The sequence below is a fragment of the Ruegeria arenilitoris genome (assembly GCF_013035315.1).
In the GTDB taxonomy this organism is placed as follows: domain Bacteria; phylum Pseudomonadota; class Alphaproteobacteria; order Rhodobacterales; family Rhodobacteraceae; genus Ruegeria; species Ruegeria arenilitoris_D.
Genome location: NZ_WQHP01000001.1, coordinates 190297 through 215656 on the forward strand (window position 1 = coordinate 190297; position 25360 = coordinate 215656).

A 25360-nucleotide genomic window follows, 5' to 3' on the forward strand; every position below is an offset into this window, starting at 1 on the left:
CCAGACCTGACGCAGGGTGCCTACGGGCGCCCTGCAACCCAAGCCCGAATAAATCGGGTGGATGAGAAGGCCGAAAAGGCCGCGACGGGGAGACATTTCATGAGTTCCGACACACAATCCAATCGTCCGCTATCCGAAGAAGAACTACAGGACCTTGTAGCCTCGTCCGATGCGGGTGGACGCAATCCGGTCGGTAATGTCGGAGTATTTCTGGCCGTCGTCGCCGCAATCTGGTCGATTTTTCAGGTCGTGTTGGCCTCACCTCTTGCGAATTACGTGCTGCCCGGCAGCATCGTGAACAACGCGCGGCAGTTCCATTTGGCCTTTGCGATGTTTCTGGCCTTTGCGGCTTATCCAGCGCTGAAGTCCAGCCCGCGCGATCACATCCCGATTCAGGATTGGATCATGGGCCTGCTGGGCGCGTTTGTCGCGCTGTACGGCTATTTCTTCTACCAAAAGATCGTCGATGCCGGTGGTCTTGCGGATGACACAGACAAATGGGTCGCATTGCTTGGCCTGCTATTGCTGTTCGAGGCCGCGCGGCGCGCGCTTGGCCCGGCAATGGCGATCATTGCAACGATCTTCCTGGCTTATGTTTTCTTCGGCTCATCCGATTGGGTGCCCGAGGTTATCCGCTGGAAAGGCGCGAGCCTGAAAAAAGCGATGAGCCATATGTGGATCACGTCCGAGGGTGTATTTGGCATCGCGCTTGGGGTTTCGACCAAATTCGTGTTCCTGTTCGTGCTGTTCGGAGCGTTGCTCGATAAGGCCGGAGCAGGGAACTACTTTATCAAAATGGCATTTGGCGCACTGGGCCACCTGCGCGGTGGTCCGGCCAAAGCGGCCGTTGTGGGCTCGGCGGCGACCGGCCTGATCTCGGGCTCGTCCATCGCCAACGTTGTCACCACCGGCACATTCACCATCCCGCTGATGAAGCGCGTTGGGTTCAGCAGTGAACAGGCGGGCTCGGTCGAGGTTGCCAGTTCGGTGAACGGCCAGATCATGCCCCCCGTTATGGGTGCTGCGGCCTTCCTGATGGTGGAATATGTCGGCATTTCCTATGTCGAGGTGATCACCCACGCCTTCCTGCCGGCAGCGATCTCGTACATCGCGCTGGTCTATATCGTGCACCTTGAAGCGGTGAAGCGGAACATGCCCACGCTGGGCGACCGCGACGTGCATCTGGCGCGTACCGTTGTTGGGATGCTGTCTTTCTTCCTGGTTTTCGCCGGCCTCTGCTATGGCTCGCAATTCCCGGTCGAAGCGGTGACCAATTGGGTGCCGTCCATGGCCGGTCTGGTGCTTAGCCTGATTGTCTGTGCGGTCTACGTGGTGCTACTGAAGCTGGCCGCCACGGTGCCAGACCTTGAGCCGGACGATCCAAACGCGAAAGAGGTGCAACTGCCCGTAATCGCGGACATCTACAAAGCCGGTCTGCACTATCTGCTGCCGATCATTGTTCTGGTCTACTTCCTGATGATCGAGCAGAAATCGCCGGGTCTGTCCGCCTTCTGGGCGACGGCACTGTTGTTCGTGATCCTGCTGACGCAGAAACCGCTCAAGGCGATCTTCCGCGGGCAAAGCAACGTCTACAACACATTCATCGATGGTGTCGCCGACCTGTGGCAGGGCCTGATTGACGGCGCGCGCAACATGATCGGGATCGCTCTGGCCACGGCCACGGCGGGCGTGATCGTGGGCACCGTGACCCTGACCGGTGTGGGGCAGGTAATGGCCGATCTGGTCGAGTTCTTGTCGGGCGGCAATCTGATCCTGATGCTGGTGATGGTTGGCCTGCTCAGCCTGATCCTTGGCATGGGCCTACCGACCACCGCGAATTACATCGTCGTCAGTTCGCTGATGGCGGGTGTGGTTGTCGAACTGGGCGCGCAGAGCGGATTGATCGTGCCGCTGATCGCCGTGCACCTGTTCGTGTTCTATTTCGGGATCATGGCGGACGTGACGCCGCCGGTTGGGCTGGCCAGCTTTGCAGCGGCCGCCGTGTCCGGCGGAGACGCGATCAAGACGGGCTTTACAGCGTTCTTCTACTCTCTGCGCACCGTTGCCTTGCCGTTCGTGTTCATCTTCAACACCGACCTGCTGCTGATCGATGTAACCTGGATCGAGGGGATAACAGTGGCGATATTTGCCACCATTGCCATCCTGGTCTTTACCGCAGGTACAATGGGTTACTTCCTGACGCACAGCCGTATCTACGAAAGCGTCGCGCTGATCTTTGTGGCCTTTGCCCTGTTCAGGCCGGATTTCTTCATGGATCGTATCTCACCGCCCTTCACCTCGGTCGAGCCGTCTGTCTTTGTCGAGACGATAGGGCAAACACCACCGGGCACCGAAGTGCGGATGGTGATCAGCGGGCCGGACTTCGATACGCTTGAGATGACGGACACCACAGTCGTCGTGCCTGTCGGCAGTGAAGAAGGTGGCCAAGCGCGCGTTGATGCTATGGGCCTGCTGCTGATTGAGGAAGACGGGTTGGTCAAACTTGAAGAACCGATGTTTGGATCCCCGGTTGCCAACGATCTGGACATCTTTGACTACTATGGGGATGAGGCCGTGCGCCTGACCTCGGTCAGCCTGCCGTCCAGCCAGCCGCCGAAGCAGCTGATCTACATTCCGGCAATGCTGTTGCTGGGTCTGATCGCCTTCCTGCAACGCAGCCGTGCCGCCAGAAAAGAAGAGGTGCCCGCATGACAAACGCTGTTCTTTGTGCTGTCGATATCAGCAATGGTGATCTTGATTCACCAATTCTGAAAAAGGCGGCTGCGCTAGCGGATCAAGAGAACGCACAGCTGGATGTGGTCACCGTCCTGCCGGATTTCGGAGAAAGCTGGGTGTCTGGTTTCTTTGAAAGCGATTTCCACGACAAGGCGATGGAAGAGGCGCATTCAAAGCTGGCTGAGATGTGTGTCGCAGCCGTCGGGTCCGAGCGGAACGAAAAAATCCGCCATGTGGTCGCAACTGGCACTGCTTATCAGGAAATCCTGAAAACCGCAGAAAGCGCGGGCAGCGATCTGATCGTGATCGGGGCGCATAAACCGGATTTCAAGGATTACCTGCTGGGTCCGAATGCGGCACGGGTTGTGCGGCATTCGAACGTCTCTGTCTACGTGGTGCGCTGAGATTACTCGGCCAGGCCAAGGGCGCACAGGTGCTCAAAGCCCGGCAAAACGTCTTTGCTGTCACGCAATTCCAGCACTAGCCGTGCTTGGGGCGCGCAGTCGACCAGCGCCTCAAAAACCGCCTGCCAATTGACGCTGCCCTGACCGGGGCGCCAATGGCGGTCGGCATAGCCGTCCGCGTCCTGCAGATGTACATGGGCAAGCTTTTCGCCAGCGGCCCGGACATAGTAGTCGACCGGCGGCGCGCCGTTTGAGCCATGTGCATAGTGCGCATGTCCGGTGTCCAGAGAAACGCGCACATATTTCGAACCGAAGCTTTCGGCCAAATCGACGCGATAGGTCGGGTCATTGTCTTCGATGTTCTCGATCACCAGTTCGACACCGTGCGTCTGGGCGCGCTCGACAATCGGGTTCAGAGTTTCATGCACCCGTGACATTTGGTTTTGCCGAGCGTTGAGGGTCATGTTCAGGTTGTTGTGGTCCCAGGTGGTGTAAGGGGAATGCACCACCATCTGCGTCGCCCCCAAGCGCGCTGCGACGTCCAGCCCCTGGTTCATTCGTTTCTGGATTATAGCGCGGATTTCCGGGTCACGGCAATCTAAGGGCAGGTCATAAAACGGCCCGTGGATGCCGAGTCGCCCGGTATATCCCGTGAGGGCGGTTTTCGCCTCTTGTATCAACGGATCAGGCGCGTCTCCGGGGTTGTCGGGAAGCAGAAAATCCTGAATCTCCAAATCGCGCTGCCCGTCGAGCAACCAGTCCCGATGCGCTGCCAGATCGGCAACCATCAGCGCCGCGCCTACTTTCAGTTTGGTCATGAAATCTTTGCCCTTTCTTGGTCGCCGCCTTGATAGAGTCGGCGTGTGACAGAAGGGCGACAGGGGATCAGTAACCTGTCATTTCAAGGTATCCGCGACCTGAATGGCTGCCGCTGATCTGAACCGGGCCTTCCCAGTATTCGAACCGAGTAGCCATCCACGCGTCGGGCACCAGCGCCGAGACTTCGACGTCCAGATTGCGGTCGGGCAAGGTGACGCGCCACGTTATGGGGACGTCGCGGCCAGCGACCGGGGCAGTGGCAAGCGGTTCGAATGCGACCGAGCCGTCAGGGATGGCAGTTGTTGTGCCATCGGCAGCGATCCACGTGGCTGCTGTGAAGTCTCCGCGGTCTCCGCGCAGTCGAAAGGCCATCATCTTGTCACCCTCATCAAAACTGAGCGAAAACCAATCCCACCCGCTTTGATCCGCGGCCAAAGGTTGCGAGGACCATTCGCGATCCAACCAGCCTTGCCCGGTGACCTCGACTTCGCCATCCGGAAGACGCAGGACGCCTTCGACCTGATAGAACGGCTGGGAATAGTAATAGCTGGCCTGACCATCTGCGGATTTGACCGAGTACCCATCCTGACCGTGAAACACGAGCGGCCCCTGGGCGTCGAGCTGGAGGTCATAGCTGAAATCAACGCCATTCGCCGACAGGATGACGTTGTTCGGGTCCGGGCCGCGCATATGCCATTCATCAATCCATGCTTCAAAAGGCGCAGCCGTTACCCCGGCCTGACCGATCCCACCACGCGAGAGACGTTCTGCAAAATAGTGCTTGTCCGGCGTGGTTACAGCCGCGTGCCCCATCCAGATCTGGGGGCTTTGCCAACCGCCTGTCTCCTCTGGCTTCAACGCCGACCGAAATAACGTCCACTGAATGCCATAATCGCGCCCGTCCTCGCCCTTGAGGTTTGCGGTCAGGTACCACCATTCGATCCGATAGGCTGGATGGGGGCCGTTATCCTGCGGGAACTGAAACTGATAGCCGGCCTGCGGCACCGCGAACCCGTCGGCAGAGCCGCCAAGACCAGCGTAACCCTGAGAGCGAGCAAATCCGGGTAGGGCGAGCACGAGTATGAGAAACCAGACCTTAACGTTCATTGGCGAAAACCCTCAATAAATCCGCAGGCGGCAGGCGCAGCAGGCGGGCGGCGGGCAGGGCGGCTGCGACGGCGGCGGCCAGGAGGGTCAGACCAAAAAGATAGATCCAATCTGCCGGGAACAGGAACATGGGCAGGCGCCAGCCAAAGGCCTCGACGTTGATGACGGCCAGCAGGGTCCAGGCCAGCGCCAGACCCAGCGGTAGAGCAAAAACCGCGGTCAAGGCGGCCAGCAAAACACTGCGCAACAGCTCAAGCCGGGCTAGTTCGGCACGCGTAAGCCCCAGCGCCCAGACAGGTGCAATTTGCGGCAAGCGTTGGGTCCACAGGGTCAGCAGACTGGTCAGGATGGCAAACCCTGCAACACCCAGTGTCAGGATATTCAGGGCCGAGGTGACCACGAATGTCCTTTCAAACACGGCCATCGACTGTGCCTTTAACGCCGCCTGTTGGATGACGGCGCGCGGCGGCAGGTCGAACCGCTCACGCAGCCTCTGCGTCATTTCAGTCGCGCGATCCGGGTCCATGCGGATTCCAAACCGCCGCGTTTCAGCGCCCGGAGCGATCGCATCCAGTTGCGGCATCGACACAATGGCCTGGCCTGTCGGGTTGCCATAGTCGGAATAGACCCCGGCGATGGGCAATGTGACGGATTGGGTCAGCGCCAGGCTATCGCCGGGCCAAAGGTTCTCGCGACGCGCGAGCTGTTCGTTGATCAACACGGCAGACCCGTCAAGGACCTGATCCCAAACGCCATCCACCGAGGCGATCAGGGGCCATTTCTCGCGATAGGTCTCGTCGTCGATGATGCCATAAAGGAACAGCGGACCGGACGGATGTGCCAGCTCGACACTGCGGATCTGCAGGACGGCGTTTACCTGCGGGGCCAACCATTCTGCGATCCGCAGCCCTTGCTGGTCATCGTTTGCGGTCACATAGACTTCGGACGTCAGGCGTTGGTCCAGCCAACCTGTAAAGGTCAACCGAAAGCTGGAAACCATTGTGCCTACACCGATATTCGCGGCCAGAGCCAGCAGCAAGGCCATCAAGGCCAGCGACAGTCCGGGCAATTGCGCGCGCATGTCTGACCAGACCCATTGCGCAACGGGCCCCTTTGCGACGCGTTGCATCAGGATCAGTACACGCGACAACAGATAGGGCAGCACCAGCGCGGCCCCGACCAGCAGCCCACCGACCATGATGAAACCTGCAACCAATCCTCCTATCAGCAGCAGGGCCAGTACTCCGCCCGCAATAGCAGCTAAGCCTGCAAGTGCGACAAGCCAGTTGCCCGAGGCCGCGCTGCGCCAGGCCTGCAGCCCCGCTCCGCTGAGGATTGGCATCCGGGACAGGCGATACAAGGCATGCCCACTGGCCAGAAAGGTGCCGCCCAAGGCCATGGCTAGCCCGGCCAATGCCCATTGCGGTTGCAGGGTAATCTTACCGCTCACCGGCGCGCCGTAGAGCCCGCGCAGCGTTGCCGCGACATCCGGCAGCAGCGCGCCTGCCAGAAAGAAGCCCAGCACCAGACCCAATACCCCGCCGATGATAGCAAGGATCGAAAGTTCGGCCATGATCAGCCAGACCAGTCGCCGCATCGAGACCCCCAGCGCGCGCAAGGTACGGATCATCCCCCGTCGTTGGGCAAAGGCCAGCCCGACTGTGCCATGCACGATGAAGAGGCCGACCGCGAATGAGAGTAAGCCAAAGGCGGATAGGTTGAGGTGGAAACTGTCTGTCAACTGGGCTGTATCCAGCTGTGATGCTGCGGCGACGCGCTGTAAGCCCGGTGCGATCTCGGACAGCGGAGGAACAGAGCCCGGTTGTCCAGGTAAAATGATCAGGCGCGAGATCTCTCCGGGCCGGTCCAGCAGAACCTCTGCTACGCCAATATCGGTGAGGATCAGGTCGGGCGGTAAGGAATTGCTAATCAGGACTGGCGGTAAGCCCGGTTGGGTGGACAGCAGGGGCTGCACTTCCGGAGTGGTCAGCAATCGGCCCGGCGCGGTCAGCAGATCGGCAGGGTCCGGGGGCGTCTCGCTTTGTTCAACCTCGGCGACCGCGGGCAGCGCGGGATAGGCGACAAAGTCGACACCCAAAAGTCGTAGGGTACGCCCATTGACCCGCAAGGGACCTTCCAACACCGCCGCGACCTGCCAGCCCGCCCGCCGCAACGCGACGTATTGCGACAGGGGGATTGCGCCACTTGCGTTGTGCAACTCGTCATATTGGCCCAGAGCCAACTGATCGGCGGCGCGCTCGTAGCTGGCGCGCGCCTCTGCGTTGATGGCCTGCACCGCCGACCAAAGCCCGGTCGCCAAAGCAAGGCCAATCAACAGCGTCGCCAGTTGCAGCCGATGCGCCCGCCAATGCGACGCCAGCGCCTGAATGACGGCCAGTGTCATGCGATGTGCCCACCAGACAGGTGCACGCGGCGATCAAGACGCCCCGCAATCTCGGCAGAGTGCGTGACCAACAGCAAAGCGGCGCCAGTGTCCGCGACCAAAGACAGCATCAGGTCCAGCACCGTTGCACTGGCGGTTTCATCCAGGTTCCCTGTTGGCTCATCCGCCAACAGCAGTTTCGGTCGGGCGGCCATGGCGCGACCGATGGCGACGCGTTGCTGCTGACCACCCGAGAGATTCTCGGGGTAGCGTTGCAGCAAGTCGGACAGACCCAGCCGCTGGGCCAGATGCGCGCTCCATTCGGGGTCGTGGCATCCCGCAAGCCGGGCATGAAAGGACAGGTTCTGATCTACGGTCAAAGACGGGATCAGGTTGAACTGCTGAAACACCAGAGATAGCGCGCTTCGGCGCAATGCGGCGCGCCCCGGATCATCCAATTGCGACAGGGCTGTGCCATCCAGAGTGATTTCTCCGCCATCCACAGTGTCGAGGGCCGCGGCCAAGTTCAGCAGAGTGCTTTTGCCGCTGCCGCTTTCCCCGGTCAGGGCCAGCGTTTGCCCGCGATCCAATGTCAGCGACACGTCGCGTAATACCGGGCGTCCGCCGGGATAAGATTTCTGAACCCTGTCAAATGTCAGAAGCATGTTGGTCCCCATTTTCAGTAGGATTTGCAACAGTTTCGCCGACTGTCCAGTGGTGACAATGGATCGGTTCCTTTCGCCGCACTCTGCCCGGATCGGGGCGGGTTGTGTCACAGGCCTGCGCGGGTCATTGTGGCACTGTTTGTGGTCAGTAGAAATCAGGACGAAAAAACATGACCTTGTCGCAGCAAATCCTTTGGGGCAGCATGTTTCTGGGGCTGTGCTTTCTGGTCGAGATCATCCTGCTGACCCTGTGCACCGTCATGATAAACAAGCTGATCGAACGATGGGAGAACAAGGGCGTCATCCTGGCGACGGCGGGCCCGATCGCGACCGCGCTGGCCTTCATCGTTCTGACCCACACCATTCAGGTCTGGATCTGGGCGATCGTGTGGGTCATGTACGACGTTCTGCCGGATTGGAACACCGCGCTGTATTTCTCATTGGTGTCGTTCACAACGCTCGGCTACGGCGACATCGTACTGGGTGAGGATTTGCGGATATTCGGCACCTTCGCGGCGGTCACGGGTCTGCTGGCGTTTGGTTTGTCTACCGCCTACATGGTCGCCCTGATGACCCGCGTGTTTCAGGAACGGTTCATGTCCTAAAGGATCGGCGCGAAGAGGCGCGCTAGCGGTGCGCCGAGGCGGATGTGAACAGGTTGCTGCGCAAGCGTGCGTGATAACTCATAGCTGTTTGCAAAATCGTCCTCCAGCATCGCGGCAAGGGCGGCCGCGGCCTGCGCATCGAAGAACAGCGCCATAGCCTCGAAATTCAAACGAAAAGACCTATTGTCCAGGTTTGTGGTCCCGACAGCCGCCAATGCGTCATCAACCAGGAATACTTTCTGGTGCAAGAACCCATCGGTATAGCGCAAGACCCGCGCGCCGCAGGCGCGGATTTCGTCGAAATAGGCAAAGGCAGCCAGCCAGGGCAGGCGGTGGTCGATGGTATCGGGCACAAGGATACGCACATCAACGCCGCGCATGGCGGCATGTTTCAGGGCCGTCATAATGTCGATATCGGGCACGAAGTAGGGCGATGCGATCCAGATTCTGTGCTGCGCCTCGGTGATGGCGGCAAAGAACATCATCGCCCCGGTTTCGGTCTCGTCCCCCGGTCCGGTCGCCACCAGCAAAGCGTTCATGTCCTGATCGGATACCGTACCGGCCCAGTCCAACTGGTCGATCAGATCTTCTTCATGTGCCCAGTGCCAATCTTCGATGAAAATGAGCTGCAATTGCCGGACGATATGGCCCGTCATCTTGATATGCGTGTCGCGCCAGCGACCGAAATGCGGGTCTTGGCCCAAATACTCGACCCCCACATTATGCCCGCCGATAAAGCCCGTCTCACCGTCGATGATGACCGTCTTGCGGTGGTTTCGGTAATTCAGCTGGAACCGGAATTTCGGCCCGCGCTGTTCGCTGGGGTCCACAACCGCGATACCGGCCTCGCGCATTTCCTCGATGTAAGCGGTGGTTAGGGCATAGCTGCCTACTGCGTCCATCATGAACCGGACGCTGACACCACGTTTGGCTGCTGCGATCAGTTTGTCTTTAAGCTGCTGACCCAGCGCATCGTCCCGCACGATGTAGAACTGAATGAGAACGTAAACCTGTGCCGCGTCGATGGCCTCGAAAATCGCGTCGAATGTGGCCTGCCCATCGACCAGCAACTCGGCCCCGTTCCCGCGCGAGACGGGCATGTGTGCCAGTGCCTCGAAGGGGCGCGGGTTGATCAGCATCTTATCTGCGTTCGGTTTCGAGTAGTCAGCGAAGGTTTTGATCCCTTCGACCACGCGCTGGCTTTCCTTCCGAGCGATCCGATAGCCGCGGAACCGGTGGTGCCCCAGAAACAGATATAGCGGCACGCCGAACACCGGAGCAGCGATCAGAAAAACCACCCAGCCGACCGCACCCTGAGGGGTTCGCGCGGTTTGGGCCGCGCGCACCGCGAAGACAATTGCCGTGGCATAAAGCGCAAAGACGGATACGGAAACAAGCAATGTCCACATGGGGTTATCGGGCTCCGAAAACGGTTCAGTTCGCCCCAGTGTAGATGCGTGACCAGTCTTGCGCCATATCTACGATCACCCACCCCATTTCGGGACCTTTGTCCAGACCATCGACCAACTTGCCAATCGGGCTTTCGCGGTCATAGGCCCATTCACGCTCGGCATCTGTATGATGCACCAGAACGCCCAACCGCGGTCCGTCGCCCGCCGTGGTCCACTCCATCATCGCAAAATCACCGTCCGAGTTGCCACCCGCCAAGATCGGGCGCCTGCCGATGGTGCGTTCGATATTAATCGGTTTGCCCTCTTTGTCGTCCACAAAGGCGATGTCAGGGGTTTTGGTGATGACCGGAGAGCCGTCAGCGCTGTCATAGGCGGTGCCGGTGTATGTGCCCAGAACCTGTTCGGGCGGGATGCCATAGGCCTCTTCGGCGAAGACGCGCATGAAATGCAACCCACCGCCCGATACGATGTATGTCTTGAAGCCTTCGTCGCGCAGATAACGCAGCAGTTCGACCATCGGCTGATAGGTCATCTGATCATAGGGCATATCGGTTTCGGGGTGGCGGGCGGTCTCCAGCCATTCGGCGACTGCGTCCTGAAACTCGTCCACCGAAACGCCCGAGTGCGAAGCATTTACAACTTCGATCAGGGCATCATGTCCGCCTTGCAGCACGGTGTTCAGGTCCCCGTCAGCTGCGACCTGCAATGTCGGAGAGGTCAGGATCGAAGGATCGTCTGCGGACAATTCAGCCAGCCGGTCCATGGCAAAAAACAGTTGGAAATAAACAGGCTGTTCGGCCCAGAGCGTGCCATCATTGTCGAAAACTGCGATCCGTTCAGCAGGTGTCACATATTCAGGGCGTTCAGGGTCGGTGACGGCATCGACAAAATCGATGATCCTGTCTTTGCTTTCGGTGTCGTTCCAACTGGGCAGCGGGTCGGCAAGCAGGGATAGCGGGGCGCAGGCAAGCACAGCGGTGAGAAGTAGATGTCGCATTGGAAGCTCATTCACATTCAAGAAAAAAAGGGCCGCCAAAGAAGTGGCGGCCCGGTTTGGATTTGCACGCGACTTAGTTGTTTGTCGGTGTTTCCAGTTTCTGCATCACCTGATCCAGGTTGAAGCTTGCCGCTTTCTGGCGCGGTGGGAATTCCTCGAAGGTTGCGAGGAAGCTACCCACGTATTGCTGGGCCGGAACCAGGAAATACGCGCGATCCAACAGCCAGTCATAGTAGGTGTTGGACGTACGATAGGCGCGCTCATACGGGTCGCGACGCAGGTTCACGATCAGCGGGATGCGCAGCTCGGTCCAGGGTTCGATCCATGCGCGCAGCGTCGCCCAGGCTTTCTGCTCAAGGAAGATCAGCTTCCAGTCGTCATAGCGCAGCGCTGTCAGGTCGCCGTCATCCGAGAAATAGAAGATCTCAGAGCGCGGGCTTTCTGTGGTTTCGCCGGTCAACAGGGGCAGGATGTTGTAGCCATCCAGATGCACCTTGTAATCGCGGCCCATACCGGACGAGCTATAGCCAGCTTTCAGCTTTTCCTTGATGTCGGGATCGCCAGCAACCGCCAGATAGGTCGGCAGCCAGTCCATGTGGTGCACGATCTCGTTGGTGACCGATCCGGCTTCGATCTGACCGGGCCAGCGAACCATCGACGGAACGCGCCAGCCGCCTTCCCAGTTGGTGTTCTTTTCACCCCAGAACGGCGTTGCCGCGGCATCCGGCCATGTGTTCATGTGCGGGCCGTTATCGGTCGAGTAGTGAACGATGGTATTATCGGCAATGCCCAGTTCGTCCAACAGATCAAGCAGTTGTCCGACATGCATGTCGTGCTCGATCATGCCGGCGGTGTACTCGTCCGCAACGCCACCAAAGATCTCGTTGGCCTGTTGGCGCATTTCATCTTTGACGTGGGTGCGGAAGTGCATGCGCGTACCGTTCCACCAGACATAGAAGGGCTGACCCTGTTCATGGGCACGCTTGATGAAGTCGATCGCAGCCGCGACGGTTTCATCGTCCACCGTTTCCATGCGCTTACGGGTCAGCGGACCGGTATCTTCGATCGTGCCATCCGCCTTGGACTTGATCACACCGCGCGGGCCATAGGCCTCGCGGAAGGTGCGGCCATCAGCCAGAATCATGTCGCCGGGATAGTCTTCGTTTTCCGGCTCTTCTTCCGCATTCAGGTGATACAAGTTCCCGAAAAACTCATCAAATCCGTGGTTTGTCGGCAGGTGCTCATCCTTGTCGCCAAGGTGATTCTTACCGAACTGACCGGTTACGTAGCCGTGGTCTTTCAGCAGGCCTGCGATGGTCGGATCTTCGACCTGCATCCCCAGATCGGCACCGGGTAAGCCAACTTTCGACAGACCCGTGCGGAATACCGACTGACCCATGATGTACGAAGACCGGCCGGCGGTGCAGGACTGCTCGCCATAATAGTCGGTGAAGATCATGCCCTCTTTCGCAACGCGGTCGATGTTCGGCGTCTGATAGCCCATCAGGCCCATTGTGTAGGCCGAGATGTTCGACTGACCGATATCATCACCCCAGATAACCAGGATGTTGGGCTTTTGATCCTGTGCCCATGCGGGCAGGGCCAGTGCAACAGCGACCGAAGCTACAGCGAATTTGCGTATCGTGCTGCGCCAACTTTCTGTAATCGAACGAGGTGGTGACATAGTTTGCTCCTGAACTGACCGGGTCTTAATGACCCGTTGAAGTAAAAGTAATTGAAGGCGATCATTATCTTTTGAGATCGGCCAACAAGGTATTGATTCCCGGCAGGAAAAATTCGCATTACGTCGAGAATCGAATAGCCTTACCTTAGGCTATGACAATGTCTCGAAACCTATCATATGATGAGATTGAAGAATACTAATGTTTGATAATCCGCATGATCGAAAGCGATTGTTGGGCTCTGGCTGGTTTGGAGCACGTGGGGCGCGGTTTCAGACGGACCTGTTGGCCTGCGGGATAGGAAAAACCTTCAAGGCCGACGAAGCGCTCTACCTGTATGGTGATTTGGCCAATGGCGTTTATGCGGTTCTTGAAGGCGCGGTTCAGATCACGGCCCCCGCTGATGATGGTCAGGAATTCGTTGTGCACAGGCAAGGCGGTGGGTTCTGGATCGGTGATCTGGCCCTGTTTGCCGAAGCAAGCAGGCTGGTGAGTGTCGTGGCCACCCAAACCACACGAACGCTGTTTTTCCCGTCGTCACGGTTGGACAGGCTGGTCGACGACAATCCCGATTACATCCGTGATTTTTACGCATTGTCGCATGAAAATATGCAAACCGCTTTGCGTATCATGGCCAATCTTGCCGTAACGGGAACGGAAAAGCGTCTTGTTCTGCGCCTGTTGCACTTGGACGAGGGGACCGCGAAATCCGATGGGTGGATCGTGATATCCCAGGACGAATTGGCCGCAATGGTGGCCGTGTCCCAACCGACATTGCATCGCAATTTGCACCGTCTAGCGGATTTGGGATTGATCGAGCTTGGGTATGGACGTGTGCGCCTGAAGGACCGACGGCAGTTGATTGCCTCGTGTCAGTGCTGATCTCAAGGGTTGAGCGGCGGTAAGGGGTTCGCTGGCGTTTGCGCGGATTGCCTAAGTGACGCGAGCGCCGACAACGCCGCGGCCCAATCCTCGGTCTTGATGTCGGGGTGCGCCGAGTATCTGGCGGCTCCAATCTGGGCGAGGTGCTGGTCCAAACTGGTGGTCTGGCCAACCACGCCGCTGCGGGACTTCCAGATCTCCAAAGCTGCGTAAGCTGCTGCGATATCATGATCTTGCAGTGCTTTCTTGAGTTCACCCAACGCATAGTCGGGCGAAGCCAGCAACTGATCCCGCCGAAGCTGGCGCCAGCGGTCGACACGCGGGCGCAGGAAACGGATGGCAAGCCATATGAACAGCGCACAAGCCACCAACCATACAACGAACCTAATAATGGTTTCCGCGTCCGGCGGTTGCCATTTTGGTCGGGCCAGTGTCAGGTCGACCGGGGCAATGTCGATGGTTTCGACCTGATCGCTGTCCAGATTGTACCAGCGGATCGAGATAGGCGGCAGCTGGGTCTGGCCACCGTCCTGCGCCAGGTAGACGACCTCATCCACCCGCTGCCCGGATAGAACGCCCCGGTCCTCATTCTCGGTAAAGCGCGGCTCTTTGGGGTAGGCTCGCAGCAGAGGGTCCGGGTTGTCCGGAATCAATTCGGGCACCAGAAACGGTGTCGTTCCAGAGATTTTGGCGGTCAGGCGACGTGTGATAGATCCACCATTCTCCATATTTGTATCCCCGTCGATCTGCTGATCGACCGTAAGACCGGTTGCGATGATAAGCGGATCCAGATCGCGTGCGCCCTCTGGAACCACGGCGTTCAGGGTCAGTTCCGGCAGGGGCAAGCTCACCTGAACAGGCGCATTCGTATCGGGATCGGCAAAGGTGACCACGACGTCCTGCGCACCAAACGCAACTTCTCCGGCGCTCAGAGGGTAGAGGCGATAACTGCGCTGAACGCCGGACCAGGTTTCGCCTTCGATGGTCTCACTCACTGGCCCAGATGCACGCTCCGGCAGGCGCACCAACAGGTTCTCTTGCTCAAGCGACGGGAATACCGGAGGCGAGGGCATGAAGGTTGGCACAAGCACCTTGATCCGCACAATTGCGGGCTGCCCGACAATGACGGGATCCGTAGGTGTCTCGGCGGTCACCTGTGGCTGGACGCTGGTCTGGGCGAACAGTTGAACTGGGATCAACAACATGAGAAGGGCGAGGTATCTCATTGCTGTTGCTCCTGATTTTCCAACAGGAACCGGTTGCGCAGAAAGTCCTGCATGTCGGTATCAATTGTGCTGATCCATTGGTCAGCGGACATGGCCTGTGATCCGTCTGTCGGGGCCTGAATGGTCGTCTGTTCCCCGCGCCCGGCGTCGTTGTCAAAGACCGTGTCATCGGCCCCGATCCCGGCTTCTTCGCCGGTATCAGACTGCTCTCGGGTGGTTTCAACATAGTCGAGGATCGCTTTCGAGACCTCGAGGTTATGCTGCGCTTCTGGCCAATCCGGCCGGCGTTCCAAGGCGGTCTCAAAGGACGCAATGGCCGGACGATACTCGCGGTTACGTATGCGCGCCATGCCTTCAGAAAATGCGGCTTCGGGCGTGTCCAACTCGGCAAAGATCGCGGCAGCTTCGGGATATTGCCCGGCTTTGAGCCGCGCATACCCTTCCTGATAGGGGTCCTGAAACAACTCTGCCGCCTCAGCATAGCGTTTCTGGTTCATCGCGATCTGGCCCTGCTGGTCCGGCGTCAGGAACCAATCCCGCCAACCATCGGCATAAGCCGGGCCTGACGGGGACCCAAAGCAGAAGGTCAGCAGTATCAACCGGATCACCCAACCTCTGCGAAACCAAAGCAATGACAGAAAAGCGGCCGGCCATGCCAGCAACCATCCCTTGTCTTGCCAGTCCAGGCGGTCATCATCATCCAGTGCAGCTGTGTAAGCCGATTGAATTTGACGCTGTAAGCGATTGATATCCCGATCATCGCTTGTGAACGGAACCACTGTCGCCCCTTTCAAACCATCGAGCTGAGCGATGTTTTGACCATTGGGCAGCATGGTCAGAAAGAAAACCGGCACAGTTGCGTTCTCAAACCCTGCCAATTGCGAGGGGTCAAGGTCGTCCAATACGAACAGGACAGCGCCGGGCGTTTCGCTATCGTTCAGGATCGTCTCGGCCAGCTTCAACGCGTCCGCGGCGGCGTCCCCTTGTTTTGGCATGACCGCGGGGGTGAGGCCTTCCAGCAGCGGGCGCAGGATGTTGACGTCCTCGGTCAAGGGTGCGACGCGATGCGGGGTACCGGCATACGCGATCAAGGCAGTCCGGGCCCCCACACGCGCGTTGATCAGATCGGTGACTTTGAATTTGGCGCGATCCAGACGGGATGGGGCCAAGTCGGACTCTTCCATGCTGTCGGTCACCTTCAGAGCGATCACCAATGGGGCAGTGTCGGCGACCAGCGGATTGGGTGCCCGCGACCAAGTTGGCCCTGCGGCAGCCAGTGAGACCAGAACAGCCGCGATCATCGCAACATCAATCGGATAGAGGCGTTTCGCGTTGTCAGCCCCCAACTCAAGCGCAGCAGCGAGGTGCGGTGCAATACCGGACATCGTCTGAGTACGGGCTTGTGGCTTGGGGCGCATCAGCCACCACAGTGCCGCAATCGGTATGAGGAGAAGGAGCCAACCCGCTCGAATAAAATGGAAATCTGTCAAAGCACCAATCATGCCGCACCTCTGCGTCGTTGGGCGACGTGTTGGGCAGCCAATGTCATCAGCATCAAAAGTACGACCAGTCTAAGTGGATAGTGCGCAAGGCTTTCACGTGGTCGGTAGCTTTGCGTTTCCACAATTCTCGGGTTGAGCTCATCAATGCGGGCATATGTTTCGGCCAGAGCATCTTGATCATTGGCAAAGAAATACGCTCCACCTGTTCTGTCAGCGATGTCCTTCAGCGCATCCAGATCGACGCGATCCTCGCCCGACGCGTCTGGGTCGCCAACGCCAACCGTATAGATGACAACGCCTTTTTCCGCCGCGATAGCCGCGGCATTGACCGGGGTCATGCGGCTTGAGGTGTCAGCGCCGTCACTCAGGACGATCATCAAACGTTGGTCAACCTCGCTGGATTCAAAGGTGCGGATACCCAGTCCGATAGCATCCCCAAGGGCTGTGTTCGGACCGGCCATGCCGACTTGAGTTTGGTCCAGAAAGCCATTCAAACTATTGAGGTCTTCGGTAAACGGGGCCTGTACAAAGGCGCGGGTGCCAAAGATGATCAGCGCCATCCGGTCGCCTTGTCGCTCCGCAATGAACTGGCGCAAAACATCTTTGACTGCAGCCAGGCGTTGGGTCGGCGTACCGTCTGACGAGGTGAAATCCCTCTGGTCCATTGAACCCGAGATATCCAGGGCCAGAACCACGTCTCGGGCAGACTTTTCAATCACGATCGGTTCTCCCAGCTTTTCGGGCCGGGCCATCGCGATGATAAGAAGGCACCAGATCACAATGACGGTCACAGTCTGGAAGGCCGCGCGGCGTGGGATGACGGACCCTGATCGGGGTTCGACGCCAGCGGCCTTTGCAACATGGCGGAAGAAAGGAATACGGATCGAGCTGCTTTTCTCGCGGTGAGGCGGGGCAAGCCAGTACACCAAAGCAGGAAGCGGAAGCAGGACGAACACCCAGGGCGCGGCAAAGGAAAACATCACGTATTCCTTTCGCGTTTGTGGGATGTAATCCATCGCTGCGCCAGTTTCGTCAATTCGGGATTGGCGGGAATGGTCGTGTAGGGTGCTGCAGTAAGAGTGTGAGTATCCGCATCAGAAAAATGCATATTGTCAGAAGTTTGTGTCAGGAAGCTGATCCACTCGTCTCCATGCAGGCCAGCAACCTGATTGCGTGGAAAGGCAACAAGCGCCGCACGACGCAGGATCTCGGCGATCTTAGCGGGATTGTCTTTCGCAGCCGCGAGTTCAATCAGCGCCTCGCGCCGATAGGCGTTCATCCGTCGATGCCGAAGATACACATGAACACCAATTGCGATGAGCCCAGCAACAAGAACGGCAAGGACGACCCATCCCCAAGTCTGGGGCACCATGGAAACCGGGTCCGGTGGCGGAGCGGGTTCGAGCATGTCCAGCAGGTCAACAAGTGATTTGCCTTCGACGTCAACACTCATCTGCAGCCTCCGGTATGGCCAAACAGCCTGAGCAACTGGTCGAGGGTTGGTTCCGCCGTTGTCAATGGCACGATGGGAAAGCCATAGCGGCGCGACCAAGTTTGCAACTGAGCCAACCGATCTTCCATCGCTTGACGGATGCGGTCCGACAAACCCGTGTCCGCGCTGTCCAATTCGATCTGGTTGTCTCCGTCCGATACAGTCAGCCTGAGGTTGGGAACCAATTCACGAGAGCTTGGGTCTGAAATATTGAATAAAATCAGATCATTTGAAGCGGCAAGTTCACGTATGAGAACCTCGGAGCTCTCATCCAGTCCGTCGAAATCCGAAAAGATGCAGATCAGTGTGTTGGTATGCGCAACGCGGGCGGCCTGTTTCAGCACGGCGTTCAAAGTCACGGTCGCTTCGGATCGCTGCGAGGCGCGCAGACTACAATTCAGCGCGCCTACGGATGCCAGAAAACGCGTCAGCGCGGCAGGGCGTCGTTGCGGGCGATGTTCGGCCAGATCGGTGTCGCCAAAGACGAGCCCTCCAACCCGGTCGCCTTGGCCCAGCACTCTGTGGGCGGAAATCGCCGCAGCTTCGGCCGCGATCACAGACTTCATGTAAACTTGCGTGCCGAAAAACATCGAAACGCGCTGGTCGACCAGCAAAAAGGCGGGGCGGTCGCGTTCTTCGGTATAGACCCTAACGTGGGGCTTTCCTGTGCGGGCCGTGACTTTCCAATCGATGGTGCGGATGTCGTCGCCGGGCAGATAGTTGCGCAACTCTTCAAAGTTCAAACCGCGCCCGCGCAGACGTGATGCGTGCCGTCCGTTCAAGATGGAACGGGCAGGTTGGCGTGGCAAAAGGCTGATCGCGCGCGACTTTGGCCCCAACCTCAGAAGATGGTCCGCATCCACATGGATGCGCGGGTCGTCGGGATATGCGGCGGTCTGGGACACGCGGCGTTCCTTAGCTATCAGGGCAGCGCAACAAGCTGCAGGATTTCCGAGATCACATCATCGGCGGATTTTCCGCTGCCTTGCGCCTCGAAGCTTAGGGTGATGCGATGGCGGAACACATCATGGGCGATGGCGCGGATATCGGCAGGGTCTACATAATCACGCTGGTTCATCCAGGCATGGGCGCGTCCGCCTTTGTCCAGCGCCAGCGAGGCGCGCGGGCTGGCGCCGATGTCGATCCAACTGGCCAGTTCTTCGCTTAGCGCACCGGGGGTCCGTGTGGCTTGCACCAGATCGGCCATGTAGCGGTCCATTGCGTCGGAAACGTGGATTTGCCCGATCTCGGCGCGTGCAGCAAACACGGCGTCCTGAGGGATCGTCGGCGGCGCATCCTTGGACCCGCCTTTGCCCGCCGCAATCTCTTCTCCGCGCACCAGGCGGATCACTTCAACCTCGTCTTCGACTGGAGGGTAAGTGATCTGGACATGCATCAGGAACCGGTCCAACTGCGCCTCGGGCAAGGGGTAGGTACCCTCTTGCTCGATCGGGTTCTGCGTTGCCATCACGACGAACAACGGTTCCATTTTATGTGTTGTACCTGAGACGGTTACCTGCCGTTCTTCCATCGCCTCTAGCAGCGCTGCCTGAACCTTGGCGGGTGCGCGGTTGATCTCGTCCGCGAGAACGATATTGGCAAAGATCGGACCAGCCTCGAACCGGAAGGTTCCGCCATCGTCGGTCTGCTGAAAGACCTCAGTGCCAGTGACGTCCGAGGGCAAAAGGTCGGGTGTGAACTGAATGCGGCTGAAACTGCCGTCCAGATTGCGGGCCATCGCCTTGACCGCGCGGGTTTTGGCCAATCCGGGCAACCCTTCAATCAGCAAATTGCCGTTGGCCAACATCCCGATCAACAAGCGGTCGATGACGTCTGTTTGGCCGATGATGGATTGCCCCATGCGGGCCTTGAGATCATTTATCTGATTAAGTGCATTCATTTGGCGGGTCCAATCGGCGTCCACATTTGACGTTAGCAGTGTGGTTGTTCAGAAAAAGGCTGAGAGCAGAAAATCTGTCGTGGCGCCCGTATGTTAGCAGTCTTCGCTCGGACGATCTACCGTCAAATCCGCGCGGCCAATCGGTGCAAGTCCTGACTGAGTTCCTCTCGGACTGGCCCGAAATTAGGCGCGTCCCGCAGAGTGTCCAACCAATGCGCCGGTGGTTTCCGGCCTGCCGACCGGTTCCAGGTCAACGCGCGCAGAATGGTTTGGGTGCCCATGTCTAGCCTGTCGGGAATGTCGAACCCGTTCAGGGTGGCCCATACTCCGGTCCACAACCGCCCAACGGACCAAGGATTATAGCCGCCGCCGCCCAGCACCAGAAATCGCGGCGCAAGTTCCTTGAGCGCGGCGACCGCATTCCAGTGCGAAGAGTTGGATAAGGTCAAACGCGACAGCGGATCTTCTGCCACCGCATCAGCACCGCATTGCAGGACAATAGCCTGAGGTGAAAAGGCCTGGGTCGCGGGCAAAACCAACTGCTCGAGGATGGCCGCAAACTCATCATCATTCAGATTTCTAGCCACTGGGAGATTGAACGCAGCGCCGCCAGCCTCATCCTCAAGGCGTCCGGTAAATGGCCAGCGTCGGGTTTCATGGACCGAGATCATACGAACCTTGTCCGAGCCGTGGAACGCGACCTCGACCCCGTCGCAGTGATGCGCGTCGATATCCACATAGACGATACGGTCCAAACCCATCTGCAGCAGGGTCATGATCGCAAGAACCGGATCGTTCAGATAGCAAAACCCATTGGCGCGGTCGGGCAGACCGTGATGCGTGCCGCCCGCAGGGTTGTAGACGATACCGCCGTCACGGATCAGTTCAGCGCCCAGCATGGACCCTCCGGCTGCGGTGGCGGGGCGGCGGTACATCTCGGGGAATACGGGGTTGGACAAGGTGCCCAGCGCATAGGTTGAGCGGACATCGTCAGAAACGGCCTGTGCAGTCTCGGCCGCTTGCAGCGCGTCGATGTACTCGGGCCTATGAAACCGGTGTAAAGCGCTTGGTTTCGCGCAAGGGCTGACACGGTAGTTGCCCGCATCCAACCAGCCCAGCGCGCGGCACAGGTCAATTACGGTGGAAACACGCGGAATGGCCAAAGGGTGTTTCGAGCCATAGGTGGAATGGCGATAGATTTCTGACCCTATGAAAATGGGGCTGTTCACAGGCTAGTGGGCCTGCGCCGGTGGCGTGTCATCGCCTAGGCGACCGTCAAGCGACATCAGAATCGCCACCGGACGCAGCGCGGGTATGTGGCTGAAGATGATCAGAATGCAGACGGTCAGGGGCACGCTGAGGAACGCTCCGATCAACCCCCATACGGTGGTCCAGAAGGTCAGCGCCAGGATCACCAAAAACGTGGACATGTTCAGCGATCGCCCCAACATGGCGGGGTCCAGAAAGTTGCCGATCATGAACTGGATCGTGCCGCATCCCAGTACGATGATCAGGAACGGTCCGATTGTTTCGAACTGCACCAAAGCGATCATGGCCGGGAAGATCACGGCAATGATCGACCCGATCGATGGGATGAAGTTCAGCGCAAAGGTCAGCACTGCCCATGTTTCAGCATATTCCAGTCCAAGCACTTTGAAGACGGTATAGCTGATGCCCGCTGTGACAAGGCTGATGAAGGTTTTGACGCCGACATAGCGCTGCAGGCTATAGGTGATAGCGTCCAAAATGGCCGTGAATTCGGCTCCGGTTTCAGGGCTGCCTGCGGCAAGCCGGATCTTTTTGCGAAAGGCCAGACGCTCGGCCATCAGGAAGGCGACGTAGAGGCTGATCAGAAAGAACTGGTTCAACAGCGATGTCGCACTGCTGAGCAACACGCGGGCGACATAGGACATGTCGATGCTGACCAAGTTGTCGCGGATGAAAGTCGTGACATCATTCCCGACCAGCCCTGTAATGCGATGCACGGCACCATCGAACTGGTTCTCATAGGTGCTGATTGAGCGGGCGAACTGCGTGGCCTGACTTCCCAGAATGTACATGATCACGAACAAACCGGCTAATACGACAGTGACAGCGGCGACATTAGCCAGCCAGATGGGAACGCGTGTCAGTGCAATCACTCGATCACTGAGGGCGATGATCAGAACGTTGATCAACAGCGCCATCGTCAGCGGGATCAAAAAGGCCGACCCGGCATAGAGGCCCAGCACGATCAGTGTGGCCACGATGGTCGTGTCGCGCACGACCGACAGTTTCAACCGTGGGCCGCTCGTGTTCTGATCAGGTTCCAAAGTCATCGTTCAGCCCGCCTGTGACGCCGCGTGGCACGTTATACCGATTGGTGGTCGGTCGGAAAGTCGATCCTGCATAGCCGGGCGGGATTTTGCAATGCGAGCAAATGTTTGGCCGGGATAATTTACGTCGCAACCGGGATTTGCCGTTTCAGAGGAATGGCCCCGCGGGTTAGGCTTTGCCAATGAATGCACAAGTGATTCCCTCTTTCAGCCGGCCCATCAGGGCGCTGTGGCTTGCCATAGTTCGGTTCAACAACAAAAACGGCTTTGTCATGAGCAGCCACGTCGCCATGTCGCTGATGCTGGCCCTGTTTCCCTTTGTGCTGTTTACCGTTGCCTTGGCCGGGTCATTGTCGCAAGGCTATGTGACCGACGAATTGATTGAGTTGGTGTTCGGAGCCTGGCCCCAAGACGTGGCGGGCCCGATCGTTTCCGAACTGCGAGCGGTTTTGCAGGAGTCTGGCTCTGGCGTCATCACCTTGGGTGGTCTTCTGGCGATATTCTTTGCCTCGAATGGTGTGATGGCGGTGCGTGCCGCGATGAACCAGGCCTATCATGACCGGGACGTCTGGCCGTTCTGGAAAACCCGGCTGCTGTGCTTAGGGCTTGTGATTGTCGGTGGCGTCGCCATTCTGGGCATTGCCGCGGTCGAGGTTGTCTTGCCAGTCTACACGCAGTTGGTCAGCGAAAAGACGGATGTGGACCTGTCGGACTGGTTGTCGGTCGAACGTCTGCGCTGGACCTTCACCGTCGCGGTTCCGGCAGGCACCGTTCTTTTGGCACATCTGATACTGCCAACGCGGCGGCACAGGATCATGCAAATTTTGCCCGGAGTTATTCTGACACTGGCCCTGTGGGCCGCAGGCGGGTGGGGGTTCTCGATCTACATCGCCCAATTTGCGACTTACAGCGCCACATATGCGGGTCTGGCAGGTGTGATGGCGGCGTTGATCTTTCTGTATCTGTGCGCGGCCATTCTGATCTTTGGCGCCGAATACAACGGCGCTTTGATGGATCTGGAAAACGATCACGGTCAGGGGGCAGCATGAAGGCTTTGGTTCTGGCATTCGGGCTACTAATGCCCGCGGCTGCTTTGGGTCAGTCAGCGACCTATGTCGGGTCCGATCAGTGTGTCGAGTGCCACAAGGACGAGGCCGCTGAATGGTCCTCATCCCACCATGCGCTGGCCTGGACCGAGGCTGGGGAAGGGGCCGTTGTCGCGGATTTTGGCGGTACACGGTTCGAACATGACGGCATGTCGGTGGAGTTCTCGGACAAGGACGGAACCCCAAGCGCGGCAGTTACCGAAAAAGACGGGGTCACCACAGAGTATGGTGTGCATTCCGTCGTCGGTATCGAGCCGCTGCAACAGTACTTGTTCGAGACCGAACCGGGCCGGTTGCAAAGCTTTGATGTAGTCTGGGACACCGAGAACAAAGAATGGTTTCACCTTTACCCTGATCAGGATTTGCCGCCGGATGACGGGTTGCACTGGACCGGACCATACAAGAACTGGAACGCGCGATGTGCCGAATGCCACGCCACGGGGTTTGAAAAGAAGTACAATGCGGAAACCCGAACCTATAGCTCGACCCAGTCCGAGATCGGTGTCGGGTGCGAGGCCTGCCACGGCCCAGGCTCGGCGCATATCGACTGGGTTGGTGGGCAAAGCCTGCCCGAGGGCATTGGAGATACCGGTTTCTTGATTGATTGGGGGCGGGGCCAGACCGAGGTTGAGATACAGCAATGCGCAGGCTGCCATTCCCGGCGCGAGGCACATGGCGACGGCAACCCGCTGCCGGGTACGCCGTTTCATGACGCGTATAACCTGGCGGTGCTGCGTCCGGGGCTCTATCACCCTGACGGGCAGATTTTGGACGAGGTCTACGTGTATGGCTCGTTCCTGCAATCCAAGATGTATGATCGCGGAGTAGGGTGCATGGATTGCCACAATCCGCACAGCGCATCCCTGAAGGCCGATGGAAACGGGGTGTGCACGCAATGCCACTCTCCGGCTGCCAACCCGCGGTTCCCGACGCTGAGTGCGAAAGAGTATGACTCGCCCGCGCATCATCACCACCCTGATGGCAGCGAGGGCGCGCAGTGCAAATCCTGCCATATGATCGAGCGTGTCTACATGGGTGTGGATGGCCGTCGCGACCACAGTTTCCGTATCCCGCGTCCCGACTTGGGGCTTGGACAGGATGCCTGTACGGATTGCCATCAGGATCAGGGCCAAGACTGGGCAGCGCAACAGATCGAAGGCTGGTTCCCGGATAGCGCGCACAGAGAGACGCATTTCGGATCGACCTTTCAGGCCGCCACGCTGGGACTTGCTGACGGGCCTGATGACCTGCTGGGGATTGCGACTGACCCGGATCAACCCGGTATCATCCGCGCAACAGCGGCTTATCTCCTGCAGCCCTTTGGCTCCGCAGATGTGGCAGCTCGGACTGCCGCGTTGTTGACGGACGAAGACCCGCTAGTGCGCGCAAATGCAGCGCCCTTGCAGCGTCAGGCCAGCGTGCCCGATCAAGTCCAGCGTCTTGAGCCTTTGTTGTCGGACCCATTGCGAAACGTCCGTATCTCTGCCGCGAAAGAGTTCCTGAACATTCCGCCGCAAGCGTTGTCGCGCGCGCAGCAGCAAGCCTCTGGGCAGGCCATGTCCGAGTGGCAGTCGGCGATTTCGAACCGTCTGGATTTCCCGGAAACCCATCTTGTTCTGGGGGGTATGGCGCTGACATTCCGCAACGCCAGAGCCGCCGAGCAAGCGTTCCAAGAGGTCGTGACACTCGATCCGCAAAGGGCCGAGGCCTGGCCCATGCTGGTCCAGTTGGCGCAGATCAATCGCGGGCCTCAGGCAGCGCGCGAGATGCTGCAACAGGGGCTGGAGATCATTCCCGAAGACCCGAACCTTCTGCAATTGCAGGACCAGATGGGCCGCTGAAACGGCAAGGCTTGGCCCGGTTTCGGCCACGTTCCCGGCAAAATTCGCAGTTACCAGTGACACTGAGGCAAGAACTGCCCCAGCGTATAGGTGAGTGATGTTTCTGAAACCGGTCCACACGTCCCAACTGAAACGACCATTGGCCGTGTCTCAACGGGTCGAAGAGTTACGCGCTCGACCGCCGCAATTCATCAACCACGGTGAAGCGCTCTTGTTACAGGGCATTGCGGTTGCGTCGCTGCGCGAACAAGTGCTGGCCGAAGATCGAATTTCGCTGGACGATTGA

At 58.7% G+C, this 25360-nt stretch carries 22 protein-coding genes; 7 read left to right on the forward strand and 15 right to left on the reverse strand.

Annotated features, from left to right (window positions below; genetic code table 11):
- Nucleotides 1-99: 99 nt before the first annotated feature.
- Nucleotides 100-2712 carry a TRAP transporter permease gene (locus tag GOV53_RS00940; RefSeq protein ID WP_170463555.1) on the forward strand — a complete coding sequence of 871 codons (2613 nt, stop codon included), beginning with the start codon at nucleotides 100-102 and terminating at the stop codon, nucleotides 2710-2712.
- On the forward strand, nucleotides 2709-3140 hold the full coding sequence (locus GOV53_RS00945) for a universal stress protein (RefSeq protein WP_170463557.1): 432 nt from the start codon (nucleotides 2709-2711) through the stop codon (nucleotides 3138-3140). The genes GOV53_RS00940 and GOV53_RS00945 overlap by 4 nt, the downstream gene beginning before the upstream one ends.
- 2 nt (nucleotides 3141-3142) lie before the next feature.
- Here GOV53_RS00945 and GOV53_RS00950 read toward each other — a convergent pair whose 3' ends face one another.
- From GOV53_RS00950 to GOV53_RS00965, 4 genes are all read right to left on the reverse strand, one after another.
- Nucleotides 3143-3958, reverse strand: a complete 816-nt coding sequence (locus GOV53_RS00950) for a sugar phosphate isomerase/epimerase family protein (RefSeq protein WP_170463559.1) — start codon at nucleotides 3956-3958, stop codon at nucleotides 3143-3145.
- A 67-nt stretch (nucleotides 3959-4025) separates the two neighbouring features.
- Complete coding sequence (locus GOV53_RS00955) at nucleotides 4026-5066, reverse strand: lipocalin-like domain-containing protein (RefSeq protein ID WP_170463561.1); 1041 nt, start codon at nucleotides 5064-5066, stop codon at nucleotides 4026-4028.
- On the reverse strand, nucleotides 5056-7470 hold the full coding sequence (locus GOV53_RS00960; RefSeq protein ID WP_170463563.1) for an FtsX-like permease family protein: 2415 nt from the start codon (nucleotides 7468-7470) through the stop codon (nucleotides 5056-5058). Before GOV53_RS00960 ends, GOV53_RS00955 begins: the two co-directional genes overlap by 11 nt.
- Nucleotides 7467-8114, reverse strand: a complete 648-nt coding sequence (locus GOV53_RS00965) for an ABC transporter ATP-binding protein (RefSeq protein WP_170463565.1) — start codon at nucleotides 8112-8114, stop codon at nucleotides 7467-7469. Before GOV53_RS00965 ends, GOV53_RS00960 begins: the two co-directional genes overlap by 4 nt.
- 170 nt (nucleotides 8115-8284) lie before the next feature.
- Here GOV53_RS00965 and GOV53_RS00970 point away from each other — a divergent pair, with 170 nt between their 5' ends.
- On the forward strand, nucleotides 8285-8719 hold the full coding sequence (locus tag GOV53_RS00970) for an ion channel (protein ID WP_170463567.1): 435 nt from the start codon (nucleotides 8285-8287) through the stop codon (nucleotides 8717-8719).
- Here the strand turns inward: GOV53_RS00970 and cls are convergent.
- The 3 genes from cls to GOV53_RS00985 all read right to left on the reverse strand — a co-directional run bounded on the left by cls (nucleotide 8716) and on the right by GOV53_RS00985 (nucleotide 12812).
- A complete protein-coding gene (cls, locus tag GOV53_RS00975; RefSeq protein ID WP_170463569.1) occupies nucleotides 8716-10128 on the reverse strand; it encodes a cardiolipin synthase in 1413 nt (470 codons plus the stop codon). The genes GOV53_RS00970 and cls overlap by 4 nt on opposite strands.
- Before the next feature lie 25 nt (nucleotides 10129-10153).
- Nucleotides 10154-11128 carry an HAD family hydrolase gene (locus GOV53_RS00980; protein ID WP_170463571.1) on the reverse strand — a complete coding sequence of 325 codons (975 nt, stop codon included), beginning with the start codon at nucleotides 11126-11128 and terminating at the stop codon, nucleotides 10154-10156.
- 73 nt (nucleotides 11129-11201) lie between these two features.
- Nucleotides 11202-12812 carry an arylsulfatase gene (locus GOV53_RS00985; RefSeq protein ID WP_170463573.1) on the reverse strand — a complete coding sequence of 537 codons (1611 nt, stop codon included), beginning with the start codon at nucleotides 12810-12812 and terminating at the stop codon, nucleotides 11202-11204.
- Between the two features lie 199 nt (nucleotides 12813-13011).
- Between GOV53_RS00985 and GOV53_RS00990 the strand changes: the two genes are divergently transcribed.
- A complete protein-coding gene (locus tag GOV53_RS00990; protein WP_170463575.1) occupies nucleotides 13012-13692 on the forward strand; it encodes a Crp/Fnr family transcriptional regulator in 681 nt (226 codons plus the stop codon).
- Between the two features lie 2 nt (nucleotides 13693-13694).
- Here the strand turns inward: GOV53_RS00990 and GOV53_RS00995 are convergent, their stop codons facing one another.
- The 8 genes from GOV53_RS00995 to GOV53_RS01030 all read right to left on the reverse strand — a co-directional run bounded on the left by GOV53_RS00995 (nucleotide 13695) and on the right by GOV53_RS01030 (nucleotide 22130).
- The gene (locus GOV53_RS00995) at nucleotides 13695-14918 is read right to left on the reverse strand and encodes a BatD family protein (protein WP_170463577.1); all 1224 of its coding nucleotides are present in this window, start codon (nucleotides 14916-14918) and stop codon (nucleotides 13695-13697) included.
- The gene (locus GOV53_RS01000) at nucleotides 14915-16420 is read right to left on the reverse strand and encodes a VWA domain-containing protein (protein ID WP_170463579.1); all 1506 of its coding nucleotides are present in this window, start codon (nucleotides 16418-16420) and stop codon (nucleotides 14915-14917) included. Before GOV53_RS01000 ends, GOV53_RS00995 begins: the two co-directional genes overlap by 4 nt.
- Nucleotides 16417-17400 (reverse strand): vWA domain-containing protein, encoded by a 984-nt coding sequence (locus GOV53_RS01005; protein ID WP_170463581.1) that lies wholly within the window; start codon nucleotides 17398-17400, stop codon nucleotides 16417-16419. The genes GOV53_RS01000 and GOV53_RS01005 overlap by 4 nt, the downstream gene beginning before the upstream one ends.
- Nucleotides 17400-17873 (reverse strand): DUF4381 domain-containing protein, encoded by a 474-nt coding sequence (locus GOV53_RS01010; protein ID WP_170463582.1) that lies wholly within the window; start codon nucleotides 17871-17873, stop codon nucleotides 17400-17402. The genes GOV53_RS01005 and GOV53_RS01010 overlap by 1 nt, the downstream gene beginning before the upstream one ends.
- Nucleotides 17870-18817, reverse strand: coding sequence for a DUF58 domain-containing protein (locus GOV53_RS01015; RefSeq protein ID WP_170463584.1), 948 nt, complete (start codon nucleotides 18815-18817; stop codon nucleotides 17870-17872). Before GOV53_RS01015 ends, GOV53_RS01010 begins: the two co-directional genes overlap by 4 nt.
- A 17-nt stretch (nucleotides 18818-18834) precedes the next feature.
- Nucleotides 18835-19812, reverse strand: a complete 978-nt coding sequence (locus GOV53_RS01020) for an AAA family ATPase (RefSeq protein WP_170463586.1) — start codon at nucleotides 19810-19812, stop codon at nucleotides 18835-18837.
- A gap of 122 nt (nucleotides 19813-19934) precedes the next feature.
- On the reverse strand, nucleotides 19935-21041 hold the full coding sequence (locus GOV53_RS01025) for an acetoin utilization protein AcuC (protein WP_170463588.1): 1107 nt from the start codon (nucleotides 21039-21041) through the stop codon (nucleotides 19935-19937).
- 3 nt (nucleotides 21042-21044) lie between these two features.
- Nucleotides 21045-22130 carry an AI-2E family transporter gene (locus tag GOV53_RS01030; RefSeq protein ID WP_170463590.1) on the reverse strand — a complete coding sequence of 362 codons (1086 nt, stop codon included), beginning with the start codon at nucleotides 22128-22130 and terminating at the stop codon, nucleotides 21045-21047.
- A gap of 179 nt (nucleotides 22131-22309) precedes the next feature.
- Between GOV53_RS01030 and GOV53_RS01035 the strand changes: the two genes are divergently transcribed.
- The 3 genes from GOV53_RS01035 (at nucleotide 22310) to GOV53_RS01045 (ending at nucleotide 25360) form a co-directional block, all read left to right on the forward strand.
- Complete coding sequence (locus GOV53_RS01035) at nucleotides 22310-23176, forward strand: YihY/virulence factor BrkB family protein (protein WP_170424654.1); 867 nt, start codon at nucleotides 22310-22312, stop codon at nucleotides 23174-23176.
- Nucleotides 23173-25074 (forward strand): cytochrome c3 family protein, encoded by a 1902-nt coding sequence (locus GOV53_RS01040; RefSeq protein ID WP_170463592.1) that lies wholly within the window; start codon nucleotides 23173-23175, stop codon nucleotides 25072-25074. The genes GOV53_RS01035 and GOV53_RS01040 overlap by 4 nt, the downstream gene beginning before the upstream one ends.
- A 97-nt stretch (nucleotides 25075-25171) precedes the next feature.
- Nucleotides 25172-25360 (forward strand): hypothetical protein, encoded by a 189-nt coding sequence (locus GOV53_RS01045; RefSeq protein ID WP_170463594.1) that lies wholly within the window; start codon nucleotides 25172-25174, stop codon nucleotides 25358-25360.

Coding starts and splice junctions, on each gene's coding strand:
- GOV53_RS00955 (WP_170463561.1), bottom strand. CDS start 5,066: ATGAACGTTAAGGTCTGGTTTCTCATACTCGTGCTCGCCCTACCCGGA.
- GOV53_RS01030 (WP_170463590.1), bottom strand. CDS start 22,130: ATGACTTTGGAACCTGATCAGAACACGAGCGGCCCACGGTTGAAACTG.
- GOV53_RS00945 (WP_170463557.1), top strand. CDS start 2,709: ATGACAAACGCTGTTCTTTGTGCTGTCGATATCAGCAATGGTGATCTT.
- GOV53_RS00965 (WP_170463565.1), bottom strand. CDS start 8,114: ATGCTTCTGACATTTGACAGGGTTCAGAAATCTTATCCCGGCGGACGC.
- cls (WP_170463569.1), bottom strand. CDS start 10,128: ATGTGGACATTGCTTGTTTCCGTATCCGTCTTTGCGCTTTATGCCACG.
- GOV53_RS00995 (WP_170463577.1), bottom strand. CDS start 14,918: ATGAGATACCTCGCCCTTCTCATGTTGTTGATCCCAGTTCAACTGTTC.
- GOV53_RS00950 (WP_170463559.1), bottom strand. CDS start 3,958: ATGACCAAACTGAAAGTAGGCGCGGCGCTGATGGTTGCCGATCTGGCA.
- GOV53_RS01045 (WP_170463594.1), top strand. CDS start 25,172: ATGTTTCTGAAACCGGTCCACACGTCCCAACTGAAACGACCATTGGCC.
- GOV53_RS00970 (WP_170463567.1), top strand. CDS start 8,285: ATGACCTTGTCGCAGCAAATCCTTTGGGGCAGCATGTTTCTGGGGCTG.
- GOV53_RS00960 (WP_170463563.1), bottom strand. CDS start 7,470: ATGACACTGGCCGTCATTCAGGCGCTGGCGTCGCATTGGCGGGCGCAT.
- GOV53_RS00940 (WP_170463555.1), top strand. CDS start 100: ATGAGTTCCGACACACAATCCAATCGTCCGCTATCCGAAGAAGAACTA.
- GOV53_RS01010 (WP_170463582.1), bottom strand. CDS start 17,873: ATGAGTGTTGACGTCGAAGGCAAATCACTTGTTGACCTGCTGGACATG.
- GOV53_RS01005 (WP_170463581.1), bottom strand. CDS start 17,400: ATGTTTTCCTTTGCCGCGCCCTGGGTGTTCGTCCTGCTTCCGCTTCCT.
- GOV53_RS00990 (WP_170463575.1), top strand. CDS start 13,012: ATGTTTGATAATCCGCATGATCGAAAGCGATTGTTGGGCTCTGGCTGG.
- GOV53_RS00985 (WP_170463573.1), bottom strand. CDS start 12,812: ATGTCACCACCTCGTTCGATTACAGAAAGTTGGCGCAGCACGATACGC.
- GOV53_RS01035 (WP_170424654.1), top strand. CDS start 22,310: ATGAATGCACAAGTGATTCCCTCTTTCAGCCGGCCCATCAGGGCGCTG.
- GOV53_RS01000 (WP_170463579.1), bottom strand. CDS start 16,420: ATGATTGGTGCTTTGACAGATTTCCATTTTATTCGAGCGGGTTGGCTC.
- GOV53_RS00980 (WP_170463571.1), bottom strand. CDS start 11,128: ATGCGACATCTACTTCTCACCGCTGTGCTTGCCTGCGCCCCGCTATCC.
- GOV53_RS01040 (WP_170463592.1), top strand. CDS start 23,173: ATGAAGGCTTTGGTTCTGGCATTCGGGCTACTAATGCCCGCGGCTGCT.
- GOV53_RS01020 (WP_170463586.1), bottom strand. CDS start 19,812: ATGAATGCACTTAATCAGATAAATGATCTCAAGGCCCGCATGGGGCAA.